General features: G+C 63.6%; 16 protein-coding genes. 13 read left to right on the top strand and 3 right to left on the bottom strand.

Features of this window, described 5'->3' with window-relative positions:
• Position 1: 1 nt before the first annotated feature.
• The 4 genes from proC (at position 2) to metW (ending at position 3,390) form a co-directional block, all read left to right on the top strand.
• On the top strand, positions 2-841 hold the full coding sequence (gene proC, locus ACWHY3_RS00830) for a pyrroline-5-carboxylate reductase (RefSeq protein ID WP_448127377.1): 840 nt from the start codon (positions 2-4) through the stop codon (positions 839-841).
• A gap of 52 nt (positions 842-893) precedes the next feature.
• Entirely contained in the window at positions 894-1,484 is a 591-nt protein-coding gene (locus ACWHY3_RS00825) for a YggT family protein (RefSeq protein ID WP_448127376.1), read from the top strand.
• Positions 1,485-1,636: 152 nt separating this feature from the next.
• The gene (gene metX / locus ACWHY3_RS00820) at positions 1,637-2,794 is read left to right on the top strand and encodes a homoserine O-succinyltransferase MetX (RefSeq protein ID WP_087720464.1); all 1,158 of its coding nucleotides are present in this window, start codon (positions 1,637-1,639) and stop codon (positions 2,792-2,794) included.
• The gene (gene metW / locus ACWHY3_RS00815; protein ID WP_087720463.1) at positions 2,794-3,390 is read left to right on the top strand and encodes a methionine biosynthesis protein MetW; all 597 of its coding nucleotides are present in this window, start codon (positions 2,794-2,796) and stop codon (positions 3,388-3,390) included. The genes metX and metW overlap by 1 nt, the downstream gene beginning before the upstream one ends.
• Here the strand turns inward: metW and sfsA are convergent.
• Positions 3,387-4,148 (bottom strand): DNA/RNA nuclease SfsA, encoded by a 762-nt coding sequence (gene sfsA / locus ACWHY3_RS00810; RefSeq protein WP_448127375.1) that lies wholly within the window; start codon positions 4,146-4,148, stop codon positions 3,387-3,389. The genes metW and sfsA overlap by 4 nt on opposite strands.
• 257 nt (positions 4,149-4,405) lie before the next feature.
• On the opposite strand from sfsA, the gene dksA reads away from it, so the two are divergent.
• From dksA to ACWHY3_RS00765, 9 genes are all read left to right on the top strand, one after another.
• Complete coding sequence (gene dksA / locus ACWHY3_RS00805; protein ID WP_071232323.1) at positions 4,406-4,843, top strand: RNA polymerase-binding protein DksA; 438 nt, start codon at positions 4,406-4,408, stop codon at positions 4,841-4,843.
• Positions 4,844-4,934: 91 nt separating this feature from the next.
• A complete protein-coding gene (gluQRS, locus tag ACWHY3_RS00800) occupies positions 4,935-5,825 on the top strand; it encodes a tRNA glutamyl-Q(34) synthetase GluQRS (RefSeq protein WP_448128125.1) in 891 nt (296 codons plus the stop codon).
• 949 nt (positions 5,826-6,774) lie between these two features.
• Positions 6,775-8,205: a polynucleotide adenylyltransferase PcnB gene (gene pcnB / locus ACWHY3_RS00795; protein WP_332779444.1), complete on the top strand. Its 1,431-nt coding sequence runs from the start codon at positions 6,775-6,777 to the stop codon at positions 8,203-8,205.
• Positions 8,198-8,695, top strand: a complete 498-nt coding sequence (gene folK, locus ACWHY3_RS00790) for a 2-amino-4-hydroxy-6-hydroxymethyldihydropteridine diphosphokinase (RefSeq protein ID WP_448127374.1) — start codon at positions 8,198-8,200, stop codon at positions 8,693-8,695. The genes pcnB and folK overlap by 8 nt, the downstream gene beginning before the upstream one ends.
• Positions 8,696-8,867: 172 nt before the next feature.
• A complete protein-coding gene (panB, locus tag ACWHY3_RS00785; protein ID WP_448127373.1) occupies positions 8,868-9,659 on the top strand; it encodes a 3-methyl-2-oxobutanoate hydroxymethyltransferase in 792 nt (263 codons plus the stop codon).
• Positions 9,659-10,534: a pantoate--beta-alanine ligase gene (panC, locus tag ACWHY3_RS00780; protein ID WP_448127372.1), complete on the top strand. Its 876-nt coding sequence runs from the start codon at positions 9,659-9,661 to the stop codon at positions 10,532-10,534. Before panB ends, panC begins: the two co-directional genes overlap by 1 nt.
• Positions 10,527-11,012 carry a GNAT family N-acetyltransferase gene (locus tag ACWHY3_RS00775; RefSeq protein ID WP_448127371.1) on the top strand — a complete coding sequence of 162 codons (486 nt, stop codon included), beginning with the start codon at positions 10,527-10,529 and terminating at the stop codon, positions 11,010-11,012. The genes panC and ACWHY3_RS00775 overlap by 8 nt, the downstream gene beginning before the upstream one ends.
• A 51-nt stretch (positions 11,013-11,063) precedes the next feature.
• A complete protein-coding gene (gene coaA / locus ACWHY3_RS00770) occupies positions 11,064-12,020 on the top strand; it encodes a type I pantothenate kinase (RefSeq protein WP_087720455.1) in 957 nt (318 codons plus the stop codon).
• A 152-nt stretch (positions 12,021-12,172) separates the two neighbouring features.
• Complete coding sequence (locus ACWHY3_RS00765; protein ID WP_448127370.1) at positions 12,173-13,198, top strand: acyltransferase family protein; 1,026 nt, start codon at positions 12,173-12,175, stop codon at positions 13,196-13,198.
• A gap of 65 nt (positions 13,199-13,263) precedes the next feature.
• Here the strand turns inward: ACWHY3_RS00765 and pnp are convergent, their stop codons facing one another.
• Both pnp and ACWHY3_RS00755 read right to left on the bottom strand, forming a co-directional pair.
• Positions 13,264-15,393 (bottom strand): polyribonucleotide nucleotidyltransferase, encoded by a 2,130-nt coding sequence (gene pnp / locus ACWHY3_RS00760; RefSeq protein ID WP_448127369.1) that lies wholly within the window; start codon positions 15,391-15,393, stop codon positions 13,264-13,266.
• A 218-nt stretch (positions 15,394-15,611) separates the two neighbouring features.
• The gene (locus tag ACWHY3_RS00755; protein WP_110636050.1) at positions 15,612-17,189 is read right to left on the bottom strand and encodes an aldehyde dehydrogenase (NADP(+)); all 1,578 of its coding nucleotides are present in this window, start codon (positions 17,187-17,189) and stop codon (positions 15,612-15,614) included.
• Between the last annotated feature and the right edge of the window lie 13 nt (positions 17,190-17,202).

Raw genomic sequence — 17,202 nt, 5'->3', positions numbered from 1 at the left:
CATGATCGACTCGCACCAGCCCAGCCGTATCGCCTTCATCGGCGCCGGCAACATGGCCAGCGCCATCTTCGGTGGCATGCTCGACAGCGGCTACCCCGCCGAGGCCATCGTCGCCACGTCGCGTAGTCAGGAAAAGCGCGACGCCATCAGTCAGCGCTACGGCATCCGCACGATGCAGGACAATCTGGCCGCGATCGAAGAGGCCGATGTCGTGGTGCTGGCGGTCAAGCCGCAGATGATGCGCGACCTCTGCCTGTCGCTACGCGAATCCGTCCAGGCACGTCGCCCGCTCGTCGTCTCGGTGGCGGCCGGGCTCGACGCCGCGACGCTGGATCGCTGGCTGGGAGGCGGTCTGCCCCTGATCCGCTGCATGCCCAACACGCCTTCGCTGGTCGGCGCGGGTGCCAGCGGTCTTTACGCCAATGACCGGGTCAGCGATGCTCAGCGCCGCCTCGCCACCGAACTGCTGGAGTCGGTGGGATTGGTCGAATGGGTCGAGCAGGAAGCCCAGATCGAGGCCGTCACCGCCATTTCCGGCAGCGGCCCGGCCTACTTCTTCCTGTTCATGGAGTCGCTGGAAGCGGCCGGCGTCGAACTGGGCCTGTCCGCCGAGAGCGCTCGCCGGCTGGCGTTGCAGACCGCGTTCGGCGCCGCCAAGATGGCGCGGGAGAGCGAATTCGACCCCGCCGAACTGCGCCGCCGCGTCACGTCACCCAACGGCACCACCGAGCGTGCGATACAGACCTTCGAGGAAGCAGGCCTGGCGGACATCGTGGATCGTGCCACCCGAGCCTGCGCCGAACGCGCCCGCGAGCTGTCGCGCGAGTTGGCGGACAAGTAACGACAATCGAACCGAGCCGGAATGGAACCCGCCGAATCACTAGGAGAGAGTCATGGGCAGTAATCTCGGAAGCGCCGGCCTGATGCTGGTCAACACGCTGGTCAACATCTATCTGTTTGTGCTGATGCTGCGCTTTTTGCTGCAATTCTCGCAGGCGGACTACTACAACCCCATGAGCCAGGGGGTCGTCAAGGCAACGCAGCCGGTCGTCGCGCCGATCCAGAAGTTTCTGCGCCCCATCGGTCGCATCGATATCGCCACACTGTTCGTGGGCTTTCTGCTCAAGGTCATCGTGATCATCGCCGTCTTCCAGATCGCCGGCTTCGGCATGCCCCCGCTTCAGGGCCTGCTGCTGGCGGGGATCGCCGGCGTACTCAACGCGATTCTCAAGATCTACTTCTTCGCGCTGATCATCATGATCATCCTGAGCTGGGTGGCACCGCGAGCCAGCCATCCGGGCGCGCTGCTGGTCATGCAGATCGTCGAACCGATCATGGCACCGGTGCGCCGCGTGATTCCACCGCTGGGCATGATCGACCTGTCGCCGATCGTGGTGTTCATCGCCATCAATTTGCTCGACAGCGTCGTCGTGGGCTCGCTGGCACGCGCTGCCGGCCTGCCGGGCGCGCTGGTCGGCTTCTAGCACCGGCCCGCCGTTACCGTCGTCAGCAATGCCCCGCAACGGTCCGGGCAAAGACGCCCGGACCATGGTCGAATCGCAGCTGGCGGCGTTCGGACACACACCGATAGCTATCGATCGTGAGTCCTGGTTGAACCTGGAGACTATTCCGTTTCATGTCCGCTTCCTTCCCCGCCGACTCCGTCGGTCTGGTCACACCACAGACCGCGACGTTCGAGTCGCCGCTGGCCCTGGCCTGCGGCAAGACGCTCGAACGCTTCGAGCTGGTCTACGAGACCTACGGCACGCTCAATGCCGACCGCAGCAACGCGGTTCTGATCTGTCATGCGCTCTCCGGCCACCATCATGCGGCGGGATACCACACCGTCGACGAGCGCAAACCCGGCTGGTGGGACGCCTATGTCGGTCCCGGCAAGGTGATCGACACCGATCGCTTCTTCGTTGTCTCGCTCAACAACCTGGGTGGCTGCCACGGCAGCACTGGCCCCGCCAGCATCAACCCGCAGACCGGCCATCGGTGGGGCCCCACGTTTCCGGTCATGACGGTCGCGGACTGGGTCCACAGCCAGGCGCGCCTGGCCGACCAGCTCGGCATCGAGCGCTTCGCTGCGGTCGTCGGCGGCAGTCTGGGCGGCATGCAGGCATTGCAATGGACGATCGCTTACCCGGAACGCGTTGCCAACGCCGCGGTCATCGCGGCCACGCCGCGGCTATCGGCGCAGAACATCGCTTTCAACGAAGTGGCGCGACAGGCGATCCGCTCGGACCCGGATTTCCACGACGGCTGGTATGCGGACCACGACGCGATTCCCAAGCTCGGCCTGAAGCTGGCCAGAATGATCGGTCACATCACCTATCTGTCGGAACATTCGATGGGCTCGCGGTTCGGCCGCGACCTGCGCAGCGATCAGTTGAGTTTCGGCTATGACGTGGAGTTCCAGGTCGAATCCTACCTGCGCCATCAGGGCGATACCTTTTCGACCCGCTTCGATGCCAACACGTATCTGCTGATGACCAAGGCGCTGGATTACTTCGATCCCGCGGGGCAGCACGATGGCGACCTGGCGGCAGCGCTGGCGCCGGCGACGTGCCCGTTCCTGGTCGTCAGCTTCACCACCGACTGGCGCTTCGCGCCGGCGCGCTCGCGGGAACTGGTCAACGCCCTGCTGCGAGCGGGCAAGGCGGTCAGCTACGTCAACGTGGACTCGCCCCACGGCCATGATGCCTTCCTGCTACCCAACGACCAGTACGAAGCGGTTTTCGGCAGCTACATGCGGCGCATCCACGCCGACATCACCGGGGAGACAGCCTGATGCGTGCGGATCTTCAATTGATCTACGACTGGGTCCCCAGCGACGCCCATGTTCTCGACCTGGGGTGCGGTGACGGCACGCTGCTGGCGGCGCTGGCTCGCCACAAGAACGTCACCGGCTATGGCCTGGAGATCGATCCCGATGGCATCGCCGCCTGTCTGGGCAAGGGCGTCAACGTGCTCGAACAGAACCTAGACGACGGTCTGGGCAACTTCGTCGACGATGCCTGCGATCTGGTGATCATGACTCAGGCGCTGCAGGTACTGCGCCGCCCGGACACCATGCTCGACCAGATGCTGCGGGTCGCTCCGGAGTGCATCATCGCCTTCCCCAACTTCGCCTACTGGAAGCACCGCCTGCATCTGACCTTCCGCGGTCGCATGCCGGTTTCGCGCTCCTTGCCGCACGCCTGGTACGACACGCCCAACATTCATCTGTCGACGTTTCAGGACTTCGCCAGCCTGTGCCGCGACAAGGGCGTCACCATCGTCGACGAAGCAGTCGGCAGCGCCGACCACGAAGGTCACTGGACATCGCGGCTCTGGCCCAACCTGTTCGGCGAAACGGCGATCTTCCGGGTAAGGCGCGGACGCTAGCGCGACTCGCCGTCGGCGGGCTGCCAGCACCGCTCCAGATCCACGCTCAACCGGCGATCCAGTGTCATCGCGCCGGGTCGCCCTTCGACCCATGTCACCCGGCAGCCATAAGCCAGCACCTCCACCCCGCGGGCGGCGACCGCTCGCAGCGTTCGCGCGTAGGCCGGATCGAGATGCGCCGCCGGTGCCACATCGTCGATGCCCGTGTGTGCCGCGCAGAACAGCAGTACGCCACGATGCCCCTGATCGACCAGCTCGGCGAGCACCTCGAGATGACGCCGGCCCCGCTCGCTGACCGAGTCGGGGAAATAGCCATGGCCGTCGCTCTCCTTGAGCGTGACCTGCTTGACCTCGACGAAAGTGTCCTGAGCATTCGCATCCCGCAGCCGGAAATCGAGCCTGGCGCCCTCGACGCTGACCTCCCGCTTGAGCTCGTCAAAGCCCGCCAGTTCCGGAATGACGTCGCCGTGCAGGGCTTCTTCCACCAGCGCATTGGTCCGCCCCGTGTGTACCGACGCCCACTCGACGCCGCCCTTGCCATCGGGCAGCTCGATCAACTCCCAGGTCCAGCCCAGCTTGCGGGCAGGATTGGTGCTCTCGGAAAGCCATACGCGACAGCCCGGCACGTTGACGGCTCGCATGGAGCCCGTATTGGGACAGTGCGCCACGACCTCGCGCCCCTCCTCGAGTTCGATATCGGCCAGGAATCGCTTGTAGCGTCGCAGCAGGATGCCGGGAACGAGAGCGGGATAGTGCATACGGTGTCGATCCAGAAAGCATGAGGCTCGGAAGAACCGGTTCATCAAAGGGGCGGGGCGCTGTCGGCGCATACCGGAGAGCACGGCTCGACTCCCGAATTTCCGGCCGGGGATGAGAAAAATAAAGCGTCCATTTGGTTGCAAATTGGCCGCTTTTTCGCTAAATAAGCATGGCTTCGGGCAGTGGCAGACGCTGCCCCGGCCGATTCTCGGCCAGATCAAACGCGTCACGACACTTGCGTAACGAGGCAGCCCCCATGCCAGTAGCGGAAAAGAAAACGGAAGCGCCTAGCCAATTCACCCCGTACCAGCCGGCGCCGGGTGAAGAGTATATGAATGAAAAGCAACTTGCGCATTTCCGTGAGATCCTCCTGGGCTGGAAACAGGATCTGATGGAAGAGGTCGACCGTACGGTTCGCCACTTGCAGGAAGAGGCCAACAACTTCGCCGACCCTGCCGATCGCGCCACGCAGGAAGAGGGTTTCAGCCTGGAACTGCGTACCCGTGATCGCGAACGCAAGCTGCTCAAGAAGATCAACGAAACGATCGAGAAGATCGACGAAGACGATTACGGTTTCTGCGAAGCCTGTGGCGTCGAGATCGGCATCCGCCGTCTCGAAGCGCGCCCCACCGCCACCCTGTGCGTCGACTGCAAGACTCTGGCCGAGCTCAAGGAGAAGCAGCTCGGCGGCTGAGCAGCCGTTCCGGACGCAGTCCCATACGACGGGCACCCTCATCGGTGCCCGTTTTGTTTTCCCCTCTGGATATCGATTGCCGCTGACATCCATGATCTCCCCCCAACGCTACATTGGACGCTTCGCTCCCACGCCCTCGGGGCCACTGCACCTGGGTTCGCTGGTCGCCGCCCTGGGTAGCTGGCTCGACGCCCGGGCTGTCGGCGGCCGCTGGCTGCTGCGAATCGAGGACATCGATCCGCCACGCTGCCCGCCCGGCACCGACGACATCATTCGCCGCCAACTGGAAGCCTTCGGCCTGACGTGGGACGGCGAAGTCCGCTACCAGAGCGATCGTGGCGAGACGTACCAGGCGGCGCTGGATCGGCTGGTCGCCGACGGCATGGCGTATCCGTGTGGCTGTTCGCGCCGGGAGTGGCAGGATTACGGCCACTATCCGGGCTGGTGTCGCCAGGGTCCAAGGCATCCCGAACGCCCGCAGGCCTGGCGACTGCGCACCGACAAGGGCATTCAACCGGTGATCTGGCAGGACCGGCTGTTCGGCTACCAGTGCCACGACCCGACGCTTCAGGGCGACGTGGTCATCAAGCGCAAGGATGGCCTCTGGGCCTATCAGCTCGCCGTGGTGGTCGATGATGCGGATCAGGGCATTACCGATATCGTTCGCGGCTACGATCTGCTCGACAACACTCCCTGGCAGCGTCAGCTTCAGACGGCACTGGCGTATCCGGAACCACGGTATTTGCACCTGCCGCTGATTCTGGGAGAGGACGGCCAGAAACTCTCCAAGCAGAATCTTGCGACCGCCATCCCCCATCAGCCCGAGCTGGCCCCTCCGCTGCTTCACCGGGCGCTACAGCTGCTGGACCAGCAGCCGCCATCCGAGCTGCGCGAGGCGCCGGTCTCCCTGCAGCTGGCGCATGCCTGCCAGCACTGGACGCCCGAGAAGCTGGCGGCAAGACCCACCCGCGACTATTGCTGACCAGGCGACTTTCCGTGTTTCCTCCGCAGCCGGCGCTCTCGATGACAGACCGCCGGTGGCTGCTCACCTCTTTGATTGCAGCTTCCCCCCTTCGATTGAAGACTATTGTCTAAGCGAAAATCGCGCCGTTTTGCGCCACCCTGTCGCCATTGCGCCGTGGGGGGATGCACCACAAATAGGCATGATCGGTCTCGGATGCCCTTTCATGAATCATCGGCCCCGTCATGACCCGGCTCACCCCATGGCATTGGCACAACCGGATGAATGCAAGTTATTGATATAAATAAGAAAAATACGGAGTGGCACGGCAAGTGCAGTAACTAAGACAAGAAAAACAACAGCGGATGACGATCGGCCCCAACAACGACAACCGTCGATCGAGATTCCCGAAGTGCCCATAACAACGACAACATGGCACTCGAACTAGGAAGGCAGATCGCCACTGGCTCAACAACAACAAGATCAGCCAGGTGCGAACGAGAACACGAACAATAACAATCGTTCTCGAGCCGACGCAAAATCAGGACGCGACGCTCTTCATCGACGGGGCAACAACAACAAGCCTCCCCGTGATCCGAAGACTTCTCGGAACAACAACAAGAACCGAGAAAGGGCATTGCCTGTCGTGGTTGGATTATTGTTTTGAATACGAGGTGGTCGCTACACAGCAAGGCTGACAACGACAAGCCAGTGACTGCACTATCGTTCAGCGACTGTGGTGCGTATTCAAGGCGATGCGCCATCACGAACAAGAAGAAGCGGCATGGACGTTGCGAAGTATCTTAAGGGGAGGCCCATCGGGTCTCCCCTTTTACTATCGTCGTTTCATGACGACGTTTCGAAGCCAGGCTGGCGGTCCGGGGAAAAAGCGGCAGGCCTCGCTGCCTTTGCAAGCCTTCCGGGCTCCGCTACACTGGAGTTTTGCTACCTCGCGAGTCGATTTCGCCGCATGTTCAAAGGATTTTCCCGTTTTCTCCAACGTCCCGGTGAACGTTTGAAGACTCTCTTCGGTCCGGAATCCGCGTCAGTGACCGAAGACACTACGCCCACCCGACAAGTCCTGCCTCGCGACGAACACAATGTCTCGCGCCAGAACCTCAGCGAGAGCGCGCTCAAGGTGCTTTACCGGCTCAACGGCGCCGGTTACGACGCCTACCTGGTCGGCGGCTGCATTCGCGACTCGCTGCTCGGCAACCGCCCCAAGGATTTCGACGTCGCCACCAACGCCACGCCGGACGAAGTGCGCCAGCTGTTTCGCAATTCGCGCATCATCGGCCGACGGTTTCGTATCGTTCACGTGCGTTTCGGCCGCGAAGTCATCGAAGTCACCACCTTCCGCGGCCGCCACGGCGAAGAGCATACCGGCAACCTTAGCCAGCAGTCGGATGAAGGCCTGCTGCTACGCGACAACGTCTGGGGTAGCGTCGAAGAGGACGCGATTCGTCGCGACTTCACCGTCAATGCGCTCTATTACAGCGTCACCGACTTTGCCATTCACGACTGGACCGGCGGCCTTCAGGATCTGGAAGACCGCGTACTCCGGCTGATCGGTGACCCGGAGACGCGCTATCGTGAAGATCCGGTACGCATGCTGCGAGCCGCGCGCTTTGCCGCCAAGCTCGACTTCCGCATTGCCGAAGAGACCGAAGCGCCGATTCGCGAGCTGGCGCCGCTGCTTTTGCAGATCCCCCCGGCAAGATTGTTCGAGGAAGTGCTCAAGCTGTTCCTCACCGGCCATGCGGTGCAGAGTTTCCGGGTGCTGCGCGAACACGGCCTGTTCGCCATGCTGTTCCCGGAAAGCGACGAGGTTCTCGAAGAGCATCCCTGGGCGGTCAAGCTCATCGAGCAGGCGCTGGCCAATACCGATGCCCGTATCGCTCAGGAGCGCCCGGTAACACCCGCCTTCCTGTTCGGCGCCCTGCTGTGGCCCTGTGTACAGCAACGCACCCTGCGTGTCGTCCACGAGCAGGACCTGCCGGCAGTCCCGGCCCAGCAGGCCGCCGCGCAACAGGTCATCAGCCGCCAGTTGCAGCACACCTCCATCCCCAAGCGCTTCAGCATGCCGATGCGCGATATCTGGGATCTCCAGCAACAGTTGCCCCGCCGCCGGGGCCGTCGAGTCTTCCAGACGCTGGAGCATCCCCGCTTCCGCGCCGCTTACGACTTCCTCCTGCTGCGAGAGGAAGCCGGCGAACTGGCGCCGGGGCTCGGTGAATGGTGGACCGAATTCCAGCAGGCCGACGAAGAGGGTCAGCGCCAGCTGCTGGCGAATACCGATGGCGGCAATCCGGCCGGACCGACCCCCAAGCCACGCCGACGCCGTCCGCGCAAACGCCGGCGCCCGACCAACAAGCCGACACCACCGACGCTGGATGATTGAGCGCGAGCATCATGCCCTGGCCTACATCGGCCTGGGCAGCAACCTCGAAGCGCCACGGGATCAGCTCGAGCGAGCGCTCTCGGCCTTGGCGTCGCTGCCCTTGAGCGAATGCGTCGCCCGCTCTTCTCTCTACACCAGCGCGCCGGTCGGCCCTCAGGATCAGCCGGACTTCATCAACGCCGTTGCCGCCATCCGTACCCGGCTTTCGCCGCTGGCGCTGCTCGATCAGCTTCAGGCGCTCGAACAGCGTCATCGGCGGGTACGCGAACGCCACTGGGGGCCGCGCACGCTAGACCTGGACCTGCTCTGGTACGCGGGCCTACAGCAAAACACGCCACGCCTGACGCTTCCTCACCCCGAGATGTCTCGTCGCCGGTTCGTGCTCGAGCCTCTCGCCGAAATCGCTCCGACGCTATCTCTCGATGGCGAAACGCCGCTGGCGCTTGCCGCACGCCTCACGGGCCAGACGCTGCATCGGTTGAACGACTGAATCCAACGTCATGGGCCTCACCTGCCGCCAACGTCGTGTTGCGTCTTGTCGACAACCCATTACACTCTGCTCCGCATTGCCATTGCGGGGGCGCCCTGTCGCCGCCCATCCCCGCCGCCGCGACAGGGCGCCTGTCGGCGAGCGGGACTAGTCGTTCTTGGGAGTAGAGAGCATGAAGCGCGTTACCCTCGATACGCTGCGCGACTGCAAGACGCGTGGTGAAGCCTTCAGTTGCCTGACCGCCTACGATGCCACTCTGGCGCGCTGCGCCGATACCGCCGGAATCGATGTGCTGCTGGTCGGCGATTCGCTGGGCATGGTCTTGCAAGGCCATGCCAGCACCTTGCCGGTGACCCTCGAGGACATTCGTTACCACACGGCGTGTGTGGCGCGGGGCAAGCAGCGAAGTCTTTTGATGGTCGACCTGCCGTTCATGAGCAACGCCGATATCGGCCAGCTGCTGCGTGATGCCGGCGAACTGATGCGCGCCGGCGCCGAGTTGATCAAGATCGAGGGCGAGGCGTGGATGGCCGACGGCATTCGCGAACTCTCCCGCCGCGGCGTGCCGGTCTGCGCCCATCTCGGCCTGACGCCGCAGAGCGTTCACCAGCTCGGCGGCTTCAAGGTGCAAGGCAAGGCAGCCGACGATGCCGAACGGATCGTCGCGGACGCGCGCCAGCTGGTGGAAGCCGGCGCCGCCGTCATCCTGCTCGAATGCGTGCCCCGGGCCGTGGGGCGTGCGGTGCGCGAGGCCGTCGACGCGCCCGTCATCGGCATCGGCGCCGGGCCGGACGTCGATGGCCAGATCCTGGTCATGCACGACACCCTGGGGCTCAACAGCGGCTACGTGCCTCGCTTCGTCAAGAACTTCCTGGCGGGCCAGGAGAGTATCGAAGCCGCGTTCCGCGCTTATGACGAAGCGGTCAAGTCCCGCCGTTTCCCGGCCGAGGAGCACTGTTTCTGATGCAGACGCTGCACGATATTGCGCCGCTGCGCGAGCGGCTGCACGAGCACCGCATGGCGGGGCGATCCGTCGCGCTGGTACCGACCATGGGCAATCTGCACGAAGGCCATCTGACGCTGGTGGACCGGGCGCGATCGCTGGCCGATGTCGTGGTCGCCACGCTGTTCGTCAATCCGCTACAGTTCGGAGCCGGCGAGGATTTCGGCCAGTACCCGCGCACGCTCGACCGTGACCGCGAGCTGCTGACGGCGCGCGGCTGCGACCTGCTGTTCGCCCCCGCCGTCGAGACGCTCTACCCCAACGGGCTGGAGACGCAGACCCAGGTTCACGTGCCCGATGTCTCCGAGGGGCTTTGCGGCGGCACCCGTATCGGTCACTTCGATGGCGTCGCCACGGTGGTTTCCCTGCTGTTTCATCTCGTCCAGCCCGATATCGCCTGTTTCGGCGAGAAGGACTTCCAGCAGTTAGCGGTGATCCGCAAGCTGGTCGCCGATCTGCACTTCCCGATCGAGATCGTCGGCGTCCCCACCGTTCGTGCCGAAGATGGCCTCGCGCTCTCCTCCCGCAACGGCTATCTCTCCTCTAGCGACCGGGCATTGGCACCCACCTTCTACCAAACGCTGTCACGCTGTGGCGACGCGCTGGCCCGGGGCCAGTCGCCCGCTGCCGCCCTGGCGGAAGCCGGGCAAGCGCTGCAGGAGGCCGGCTTTCGGCTCGACTACCTGGAGCTCAGGGGGCCGTCGCTGGCGCCGTTCGACGCTGCCAGGCATGACGAAGGCCGGCTGCTGGGCGCGGTCCATCTCGGCTCGACACGCCTGATCGACAACCTCGCCGTCACGCTTCCCTCCCCTGAAGCCGGCACGCGCCATGGCTGACATGCACTGGCGGCCGGCCTTGCCGACGGACCTGACGCCCATCGCCGAATGGGTCGAGTCATCGAAGGCTCTCGAACGCTGGGCCGGACCCGGCCTGTCGTGGCCGACGGACGGCCCCACGCTGTGGCAAGAGATCGATGGCGGCGGTCTGCCTTCGTTCTGCCTCGTCTCGGAACGCGAACCGATCGCCTTCGGCCAGCTCGTCATCAAGGGCGAACGCCACTACCACCTGGCCCGCATCATCGTCTCGCCAGCCCATCGGCGCCGCGGGCTGGGCGAATCGCTCTGTCGCCGGCTGCTGGCGGAAGCACGGCAGCGTCGCGCCGAGCATGTCACGCTCAACGTCTTCACCAACAACCGGCCCGCGATCGATCTCTACCGGCGCCTGGGCTTCGTCGAACAGGGCGCGGTCGATACGCGTGGCATTCAGCCCATGCAGCTGAGACAATTTGAAGATGTCGACAATAAAGACCCATAGCCTCTGGCGGCGCCTCGACCCCGCCGCCAGCTCGTCAGCGAAAGAGACCCGATGAACCAATTGAGACCGGACCCCTTCTCTCCGTATCAGTTCTACACGGCCGAGCAGTGGGCCGAATTTCGCGCCGACACGCCACAGACGCTTTCCGCCGAGGAACTGCAGCGGCTGCGTTCGCTCAACGATCCGATCGATCTGGGCGAAGTCCGGCGGATCTATCTGTCGCTGTCGCGCCTGCTCTCTTCCTACGTCGAAGCCAGCCAGCGGCTCTACGCCCAGCGCAAGCGCTTTCTGGACATCGACGACACCCAGAAGACGCCATTCATCATCGGCATCGCCGGTTCCGTCGCCGTGGGCAAGTCCACCACGTCGCGCATCCTCAAGGAGCTGCTGGCGCGCTGGCCTTCCAGCCCCAAGGTCGACCTGGTCACGACCGACGGCTTTCTCTACCCCAACGCCACGCTGCGCGACAAGGACCTGATGGCGCGCAAGGGCTTTCCCGAGAGTTACGATATCGGCGCCCTGTTGCGTTTTCTCTCCTGGATCAAGGCGGGGGCCCGCAACGTCCAGGCACCGCTCTATTCGCACCTGACCTATGACGTGCGCGAACACGCATACCAGACGGTCGACCGCCCCGACATCCTGATCGTCGAGGGCATCAATGTGCTGCAGGTTCGTGATCTTCCGGAAGACGGCAAGATGGTGCCGTTCGTGTCGGACTTCTTCGATTTCTCGATCTATATCGATGCCGAGGAGAACCATATTCACGACTGGTACCTGGAACGCTTCAAGCTGTTGCGACAGACCGCCTTCCAGAACACCAACTCGTTCTTTCACCGCTACGCCCAGATCGGAGAAGCGGAAGCGCTCGAGATCGCCGAAGGGCTATGGCGGGACATCAATCGGCGCAACCTGCGCGAGAACATCCTTCCCACTCGCCCCCGTGCCGACCTGATCCTGCGCAAGGGCCACGATCATCTGGTGGAACAGGTCGCGTTGCGCAAGCTGTAATCGCCTCGAACGAGGGCTGGCTGGCCGTTGCCCCATGGCCGGCCCGATCGAACCGAACACCGTTTTGTTATTTTGCGTAAATTCAGCGAACTTTTTCCTTTCTTATCCTTCCCATAGTGCGTCTTGGGAGTTCATGGCAAGGATGAGTAGGGATGCTGATTTCGGTACAGGCGCTACGGGCCCTGGCGGCGTGGATCGTCGTGTTTCATCACTTCATGCAGGTGTTTTTCGGTTTCAAGGCCGATAACTGGATCGAGTATCTGTTCTCTACCCGCGGTCAGGTGGGTGTGGATATCTTCTTCGTCATCAGCGGTTTCGTCATCTACGTCTCGAGTCGCGGCAAGCGGCTGACGATGCCGCAGTTTCTGCTGCATCGTGTCGTCCGCATCGTTCCCGCCTACTGGCTCTATACTGCCATTACTGCGCTGGTCATCTACTTCGCCAGCGACGTCATGCCCGAGTATGGCCTGGGCCTGAGGCAGTTGCTGCTGTCGCTGTTCTTCATCCCGACGGAAAATCCTGCCGGCTACGGCTACTACCCCATTCTGCCGGTGGGCTGGACGCTCAATTTCGAGATGCTGTTCTATGTCGTCTTCGCCGCCTCGCTGGTGCTCAAACGCGAGTGGCGACTGTGGGCCGTGGTGCTGGCCATCGTGGTCATCAACACGTTATTCGCGCATAAACCGTTCATCAGCAACTTCTATACCGATCCGATCATCTTCCAGTTCCTGCTCGGGCTGGGGATCGGCGCCGTCTACTCGCGCTACGGCATTCCCGGCGGGCGCTGGTGGCCGATCGCGCTGGCGCTCGCCAGCACCGCGACGATTCTCTGCTACAACGATCCTGCCGGGGCTACGCGGTTCTTCGCCTGGGGCCTGCCGAGCGCACTGCTGGTGATCGCCTTCATCGGGCTGGAATCCCGCATCGGTGACAACCGCATCTTCAAGGTGATGGGAGACTGGTCCTACTCGACGTACCTGCTGCACGTGATCGTGCTGTGGTCGGGCAACTACGTACTGACCGAACAGTTCGGGCTCAGCCCCTATCTGGCGCTGGCAATCTGTCTGCCCGTCATCGCGATCTGTTCCTGGCTGAGCTACGAGTTCGTGGAGAAGGCATTCTCGCGACAGCTCAAGCGTCATCTACCCACGTTACGTCCTCGAACCGTTACGGCATGAGCGCAGCATAAAAAAACGCCCGGCCTGCGTGATGCAGGCCGGGCGTTTCGGTTAGCGCCGAAGAATTACTCTTCGATCGCGAGCGACGCTTCGAAGGCAGCCTTCTCTTCCGGCGTGATCTCCTTGATCGACAGCTTCACGCGATTGCGGTTGTCGATATCGAGCACCTTGACGGTCACTTCCTGGCCTTCGCTCAGGAAGTCTTTCACGTCATTGACGCGCTCGGGCACGATCTGCGAGATATGCACCAGGCCGTCGGTTCCCGGCATGAAGTTGACGAAGGCGCCGAAATCGGCCAGACGCACCACCTTGCCGCGATAGAGCTTGCCGATCTCGGCTTCGGCGGTGATTCCGAGCACAGTGTCGATGGCGCGCTTGGCCGCGGCACGGTCTTCGGCGTAGATGCGCACGGTGCCGTCGTCGTCGATATCGATCGAGGCGCCGGTCTCTTCGCAGATACCACGAATCGTTGCACCGCCCTTGCCGATGACGTCGCGAATCTTGTCCGGCGAGATCTTGATCGTCTGCATCGCCGGCGCGTGGTCGGAAACCTCGCTACGGCTCTGTGCGATCACGGCATTCATCTTGTCGAGGATCTCGATACGAGCCTGGTGCGCCTGCTGCAGCGCCGTCTCCATGATCTCTTCGTTGATGCCTTCGATCTTGATGTCCATCTGCAGCGCGGTCACGCCGTTGGCGGAACCGGCCACCTTGAAGTCCATGTCGCCGAGGTGATCTTCATCGCCCAGGATATCGGTCAGCACGGCGAAGCCATCGTCGTCCTTGACCAGACCCATGGCGATACCGGCCACCGGCGCCTTGATCGGCACACCGGCATCCATCAGCGCCAGCGAGGAGCCGCACACGGAAGCCATCGAGCTGGAACCGTTGGACTCGGTGATCTCGGAGACGACACGAATGGTGTAGGGGAAGTCCGCTTCGCTCGGCAGCATCGCCTGGATACCGCGTCGGGCCAGACGGCCATGACCGATCTCGCGACGCTTGGGACCGCCCATGAAGCCGGCTTCGCCCACGCTGTACGGCGGGAAGTTGTAGTGCAGCAGGAAGCGATCCTTGCGCTCGCCTTCCAGCGACTCGATCAACTGGGCATCGCGCAGCGTACCCAGCGTGGCAACGACGATGGCCTGGGTTTCGCCGCGGGTGAACAGCGCCGAACCGTGGGTACGCGGCAGCACGCCGACGTTGATGTCCAGCGGGCGCACGGTCTTGTGATCGCGACCGTCGATACGCGGCTCGCCGGCGATGACGCGACGACGCACGGTGTGCTTCTCGAGGCTGGCCAGCGCACCGCTGACTTCATCGGCGCTGAACTGCGGCGCATCGCCACTGGCCAGCTGCTCGATCGCCTTGGCGCGAATCTCGGCCAGCGCATCCTGGCGCGCCATCTTGTCGGTGATGCGATAGGCCTCGCCCACGGCGGACTCGAAGCTGCCGGCGACGGCTTCCTTGAGCGCCACGTTGGCGGCGGCCGGCTGCCAGTCCCACTTCGGCTTGCCGGCTTCACTGACCAGAGACTTGATCGCATCGATCGCGACCTGCATTTCCTGATGCGCGTAGAGCACCGCGCCCAGCATCTCGTCTTCGGTCAACTCCTGGGCTTCGGACTCGACCATCAGCACGGCCTTGTCGGTACCCGCCACGACCATGTTGAGTTCGGAAGTGTCCAGTTCCTCGACCGTGGGGTTGAGGAAATAGCCACGTGATTCCGTGAAGCCGACACGCGCCGCACCGATGGGACCGCTGAACGGCAGGCCGGAGATCGCCAGCGCCGCGGAGGTGCCGATCATCGCGGCGATGTCGGGGTCCTGGTTACGATCGGCGGAGAGCACGGTGCAGATGACCTGCACTTCGTTCATGAAACCTTTCGGAAACAGCGGGCGGATCGGCCGGTCGATCAGACGCGAGGTCAGCGTCTCTTTCTCGGTCGGACGCCCTTCGCGCTTGAAGAAGCCACCCGGGATCTTGCCCACGGAGTAGGTCTTCTCCTGGTAGTGCACGGAGAGCGGGAAAAAATCCTGGCCGGGCTTGAGATCCTTGCGGCCGACCACGGTACACAACACCACAGTGTCGTCCATGGTGACCAGCACAGCGCCGGTGGCTTGGCGCGCAACGCGCCCGGTTTCTAGGGTGACGGTACTCGAACCGTACTGGAACGTGGTCTGAACCGGATTCACGGGCTTTCCTTGACTTGTCGAATTCATTGGGGTCGTTTGACTCGGCGCTCATTCTAGGCGTTCGTGAAGGATAGAGCTACCAGTGGCCAATCTTGGTCTTCTGTCGGCCGGTGCCGGAAAGCGCCGTCTACAAACGCAAGAACCCCTGCCCTGAAGGCAGAGGTTCTTGTTCTGGGCGACCGGGCCATCGACGACGGCCCGGCCTTGCCGGCGACGACTTACGCTTCGCGCTTGCCGTCGACCAGGCGCCGCAGTTTCAGCGGATTGTCATGCTTGATCGCTTCCGGCAGCAGCGCGTCCGGCAGATCCTGATAGCAGACCGGGCGCAGGAAGCGGAAGATCGCCGCGGTGCCCACGGATGTCGTGCGCGAATCGGAAGTCGCCGGGAACGGCCCGCCGTGAACCATGGCATCGCACACTTCCACCCCGGTCGGCCAGCCGTTGACCATGATACGGCCCGCCTTGCGCTCGAGGATCGGCAGCAGTGCCCTGGCGGCATCCAGATCGGCATCGTCCATCTGCAGCGTGGCGGTCAACTGGCCTTCCAGATGCTCGGCCACCTGCTTGAGTTCGGCCGCGTCGGCGCATTCCACGACCAGCGACGTCGAACCGAAGACTTCTTCCTGCAGCGCATCGCTGCTCAGGAAGTCCTGGGCGGAAGTCAGGAACAGGCCGGTCTGGCACTGGTTGGGGCCTTCGCCCTTCTGACCGCGCGCCACTTCCTTCGCCTTGCCACTGCCTGCCAGGGTACTGACGCCATTTTCGTAGGCATCGAAGATACCCGGCGTGAGCATGGTCTGCGCAGCGCTGCCCTTGACCGCCTCGCTGGCAGCGTTGACGAAGGCATCAAGCTCCGGGCCCTTGATCGCGATCACCAGCCCGGGATTGGTGCAGAACTGGCCGGCGCCCATGTTGAGCGAAGCGACGAACGCCTTGCCCATCTCCTCACCCCGCGCCTTCAGCGCTGCCGGCAGCGGGAAGACCGGATTGATGGAGCTCATTTCGGCGTAGAACGGAATCGGCTCGGGACGCGACTGCGCCGCCTTCCACAGCGCCAGACCGCCGCTGCGCGAACCGGTGAAGCCGGCCGCCTTGATACGCGGATCGGTGACCAGCGCGGTGCCGACTTCACGACCGGAGCCGTACATCAGCGAGAACACGCCTTCCGGCAGACCGCACTTCTTGACTGCCGCCTGAATGGCGCGACCCACCAGCTCGCTGGTGCCCGGATGCGCGCCGTGCGCCTTGACGATCACCGGGCAGCCGGCGGCCAGCGCCGATGCGGTATCGCCACCGGCGACGGAGAACGCCAGCGGGAAGTTGCTGGCACCGAACACCACGACCGGGCCCAGCGCGATGTGGCGCTGACGCAGGTCGACCCGCGGCATCGGCTGGCGGTCCGGCAGCGCCGGGTCGATACGGACATCGAGCCACTCGCCGGCGCGCACGGTCTTGGCGAACAGGCGCAACTGACCGCAGGTACGGCCCCGCTCGCCCTGGATACGACCCTGCGGCAGGCCGGACTCGGCCACGGCACGCTCGATCAGGTCATCACCGATCGCTTCGATCTCGTCGGCAACGGTTTCCAGAAACGTGGCGCGCTCCTCCAGCGAGGTTTCGCGATAGCTGTCGAAGGCGCTCCACGCCAGTTCGCAGGCGCGATCGACTTCGGTCTGAGTGCCACCGGGATAGCTCGGGTCCAAGCGCTCGTTGGTCGCCGGATTGATCGCCTGGATCGGATCGCGGCTACCTTTGACGGCCTGCTGGCCGATCAGCATTTCACCTGTCAGATTCATGTTGCCTCCTGCA

Source organism: Salinicola sp. NYA28a (assembly GCF_976982775.1).
Note: the sequence above shows the minus strand (reverse complement) of the source record. Positions and strands in the feature narration are given on the sequence as shown.

What these genes read in the sequence shown, in the direction of transcription:
- pcnB (WP_332779444.1), top strand. Translation starts at nt 6,775, where the DNA reads ATGTTCAAAGGATTTTCCCGTTTTCTCCAACGTCCCGGTGAACGTTTG.
- proC (WP_448127377.1), top strand. Translation starts at nt 2, where the DNA reads ATGATCGACTCGCACCAGCCCAGCCGTATCGCCTTCATCGGCGCCGGC.
- metW (WP_087720463.1), top strand. Translation starts at nt 2,794, where the DNA reads ATGCGTGCGGATCTTCAATTGATCTACGACTGGGTCCCCAGCGACGCC.
- metX (WP_087720464.1), top strand. Translation starts at nt 1,637, where the DNA reads ATGTCCGCTTCCTTCCCCGCCGACTCCGTCGGTCTGGTCACACCACAG.
- gluQRS (WP_448128125.1), top strand. Translation starts at nt 4,935, where the DNA reads ATGATCTCCCCCCAACGCTACATTGGACGCTTCGCTCCCACGCCCTCG.
- ACWHY3_RS00765 (WP_448127370.1), top strand. Translation starts at nt 12,173, where the DNA reads ATGCTGATTTCGGTACAGGCGCTACGGGCCCTGGCGGCGTGGATCGTC.
- panC (WP_448127372.1), top strand. Translation starts at nt 9,659, where the DNA reads ATGCAGACGCTGCACGATATTGCGCCGCTGCGCGAGCGGCTGCACGAG.
- panB (WP_448127373.1), top strand. Translation starts at nt 8,868, where the DNA reads ATGAAGCGCGTTACCCTCGATACGCTGCGCGACTGCAAGACGCGTGGT.
- sfsA (WP_448127375.1), bottom strand. Translation starts at nt 4,148, where the DNA reads ATGCACTATCCCGCTCTCGTTCCCGGCATCCTGCTGCGACGCTACAAG.
- coaA (WP_087720455.1), top strand. Translation starts at nt 11,064, where the DNA reads ATGAACCAATTGAGACCGGACCCCTTCTCTCCGTATCAGTTCTACACG.
- ACWHY3_RS00755 (WP_110636050.1), bottom strand. Translation starts at nt 17,189, where the DNA reads ATGAATCTGACAGGTGAAATGCTGATCGGCCAGCAGGCCGTCAAAGGT.
- dksA (WP_071232323.1), top strand. Translation starts at nt 4,406, where the DNA reads ATGCCAGTAGCGGAAAAGAAAACGGAAGCGCCTAGCCAATTCACCCCG.
- folK (WP_448127374.1), top strand. Translation starts at nt 8,198, where the DNA reads ATGATTGAGCGCGAGCATCATGCCCTGGCCTACATCGGCCTGGGCAGC.
- ACWHY3_RS00775 (WP_448127371.1), top strand. Translation starts at nt 10,527, where the DNA reads ATGGCTGACATGCACTGGCGGCCGGCCTTGCCGACGGACCTGACGCCC.
- ACWHY3_RS00825 (WP_448127376.1), top strand. Translation starts at nt 894, where the DNA reads ATGGGCAGTAATCTCGGAAGCGCCGGCCTGATGCTGGTCAACACGCTG.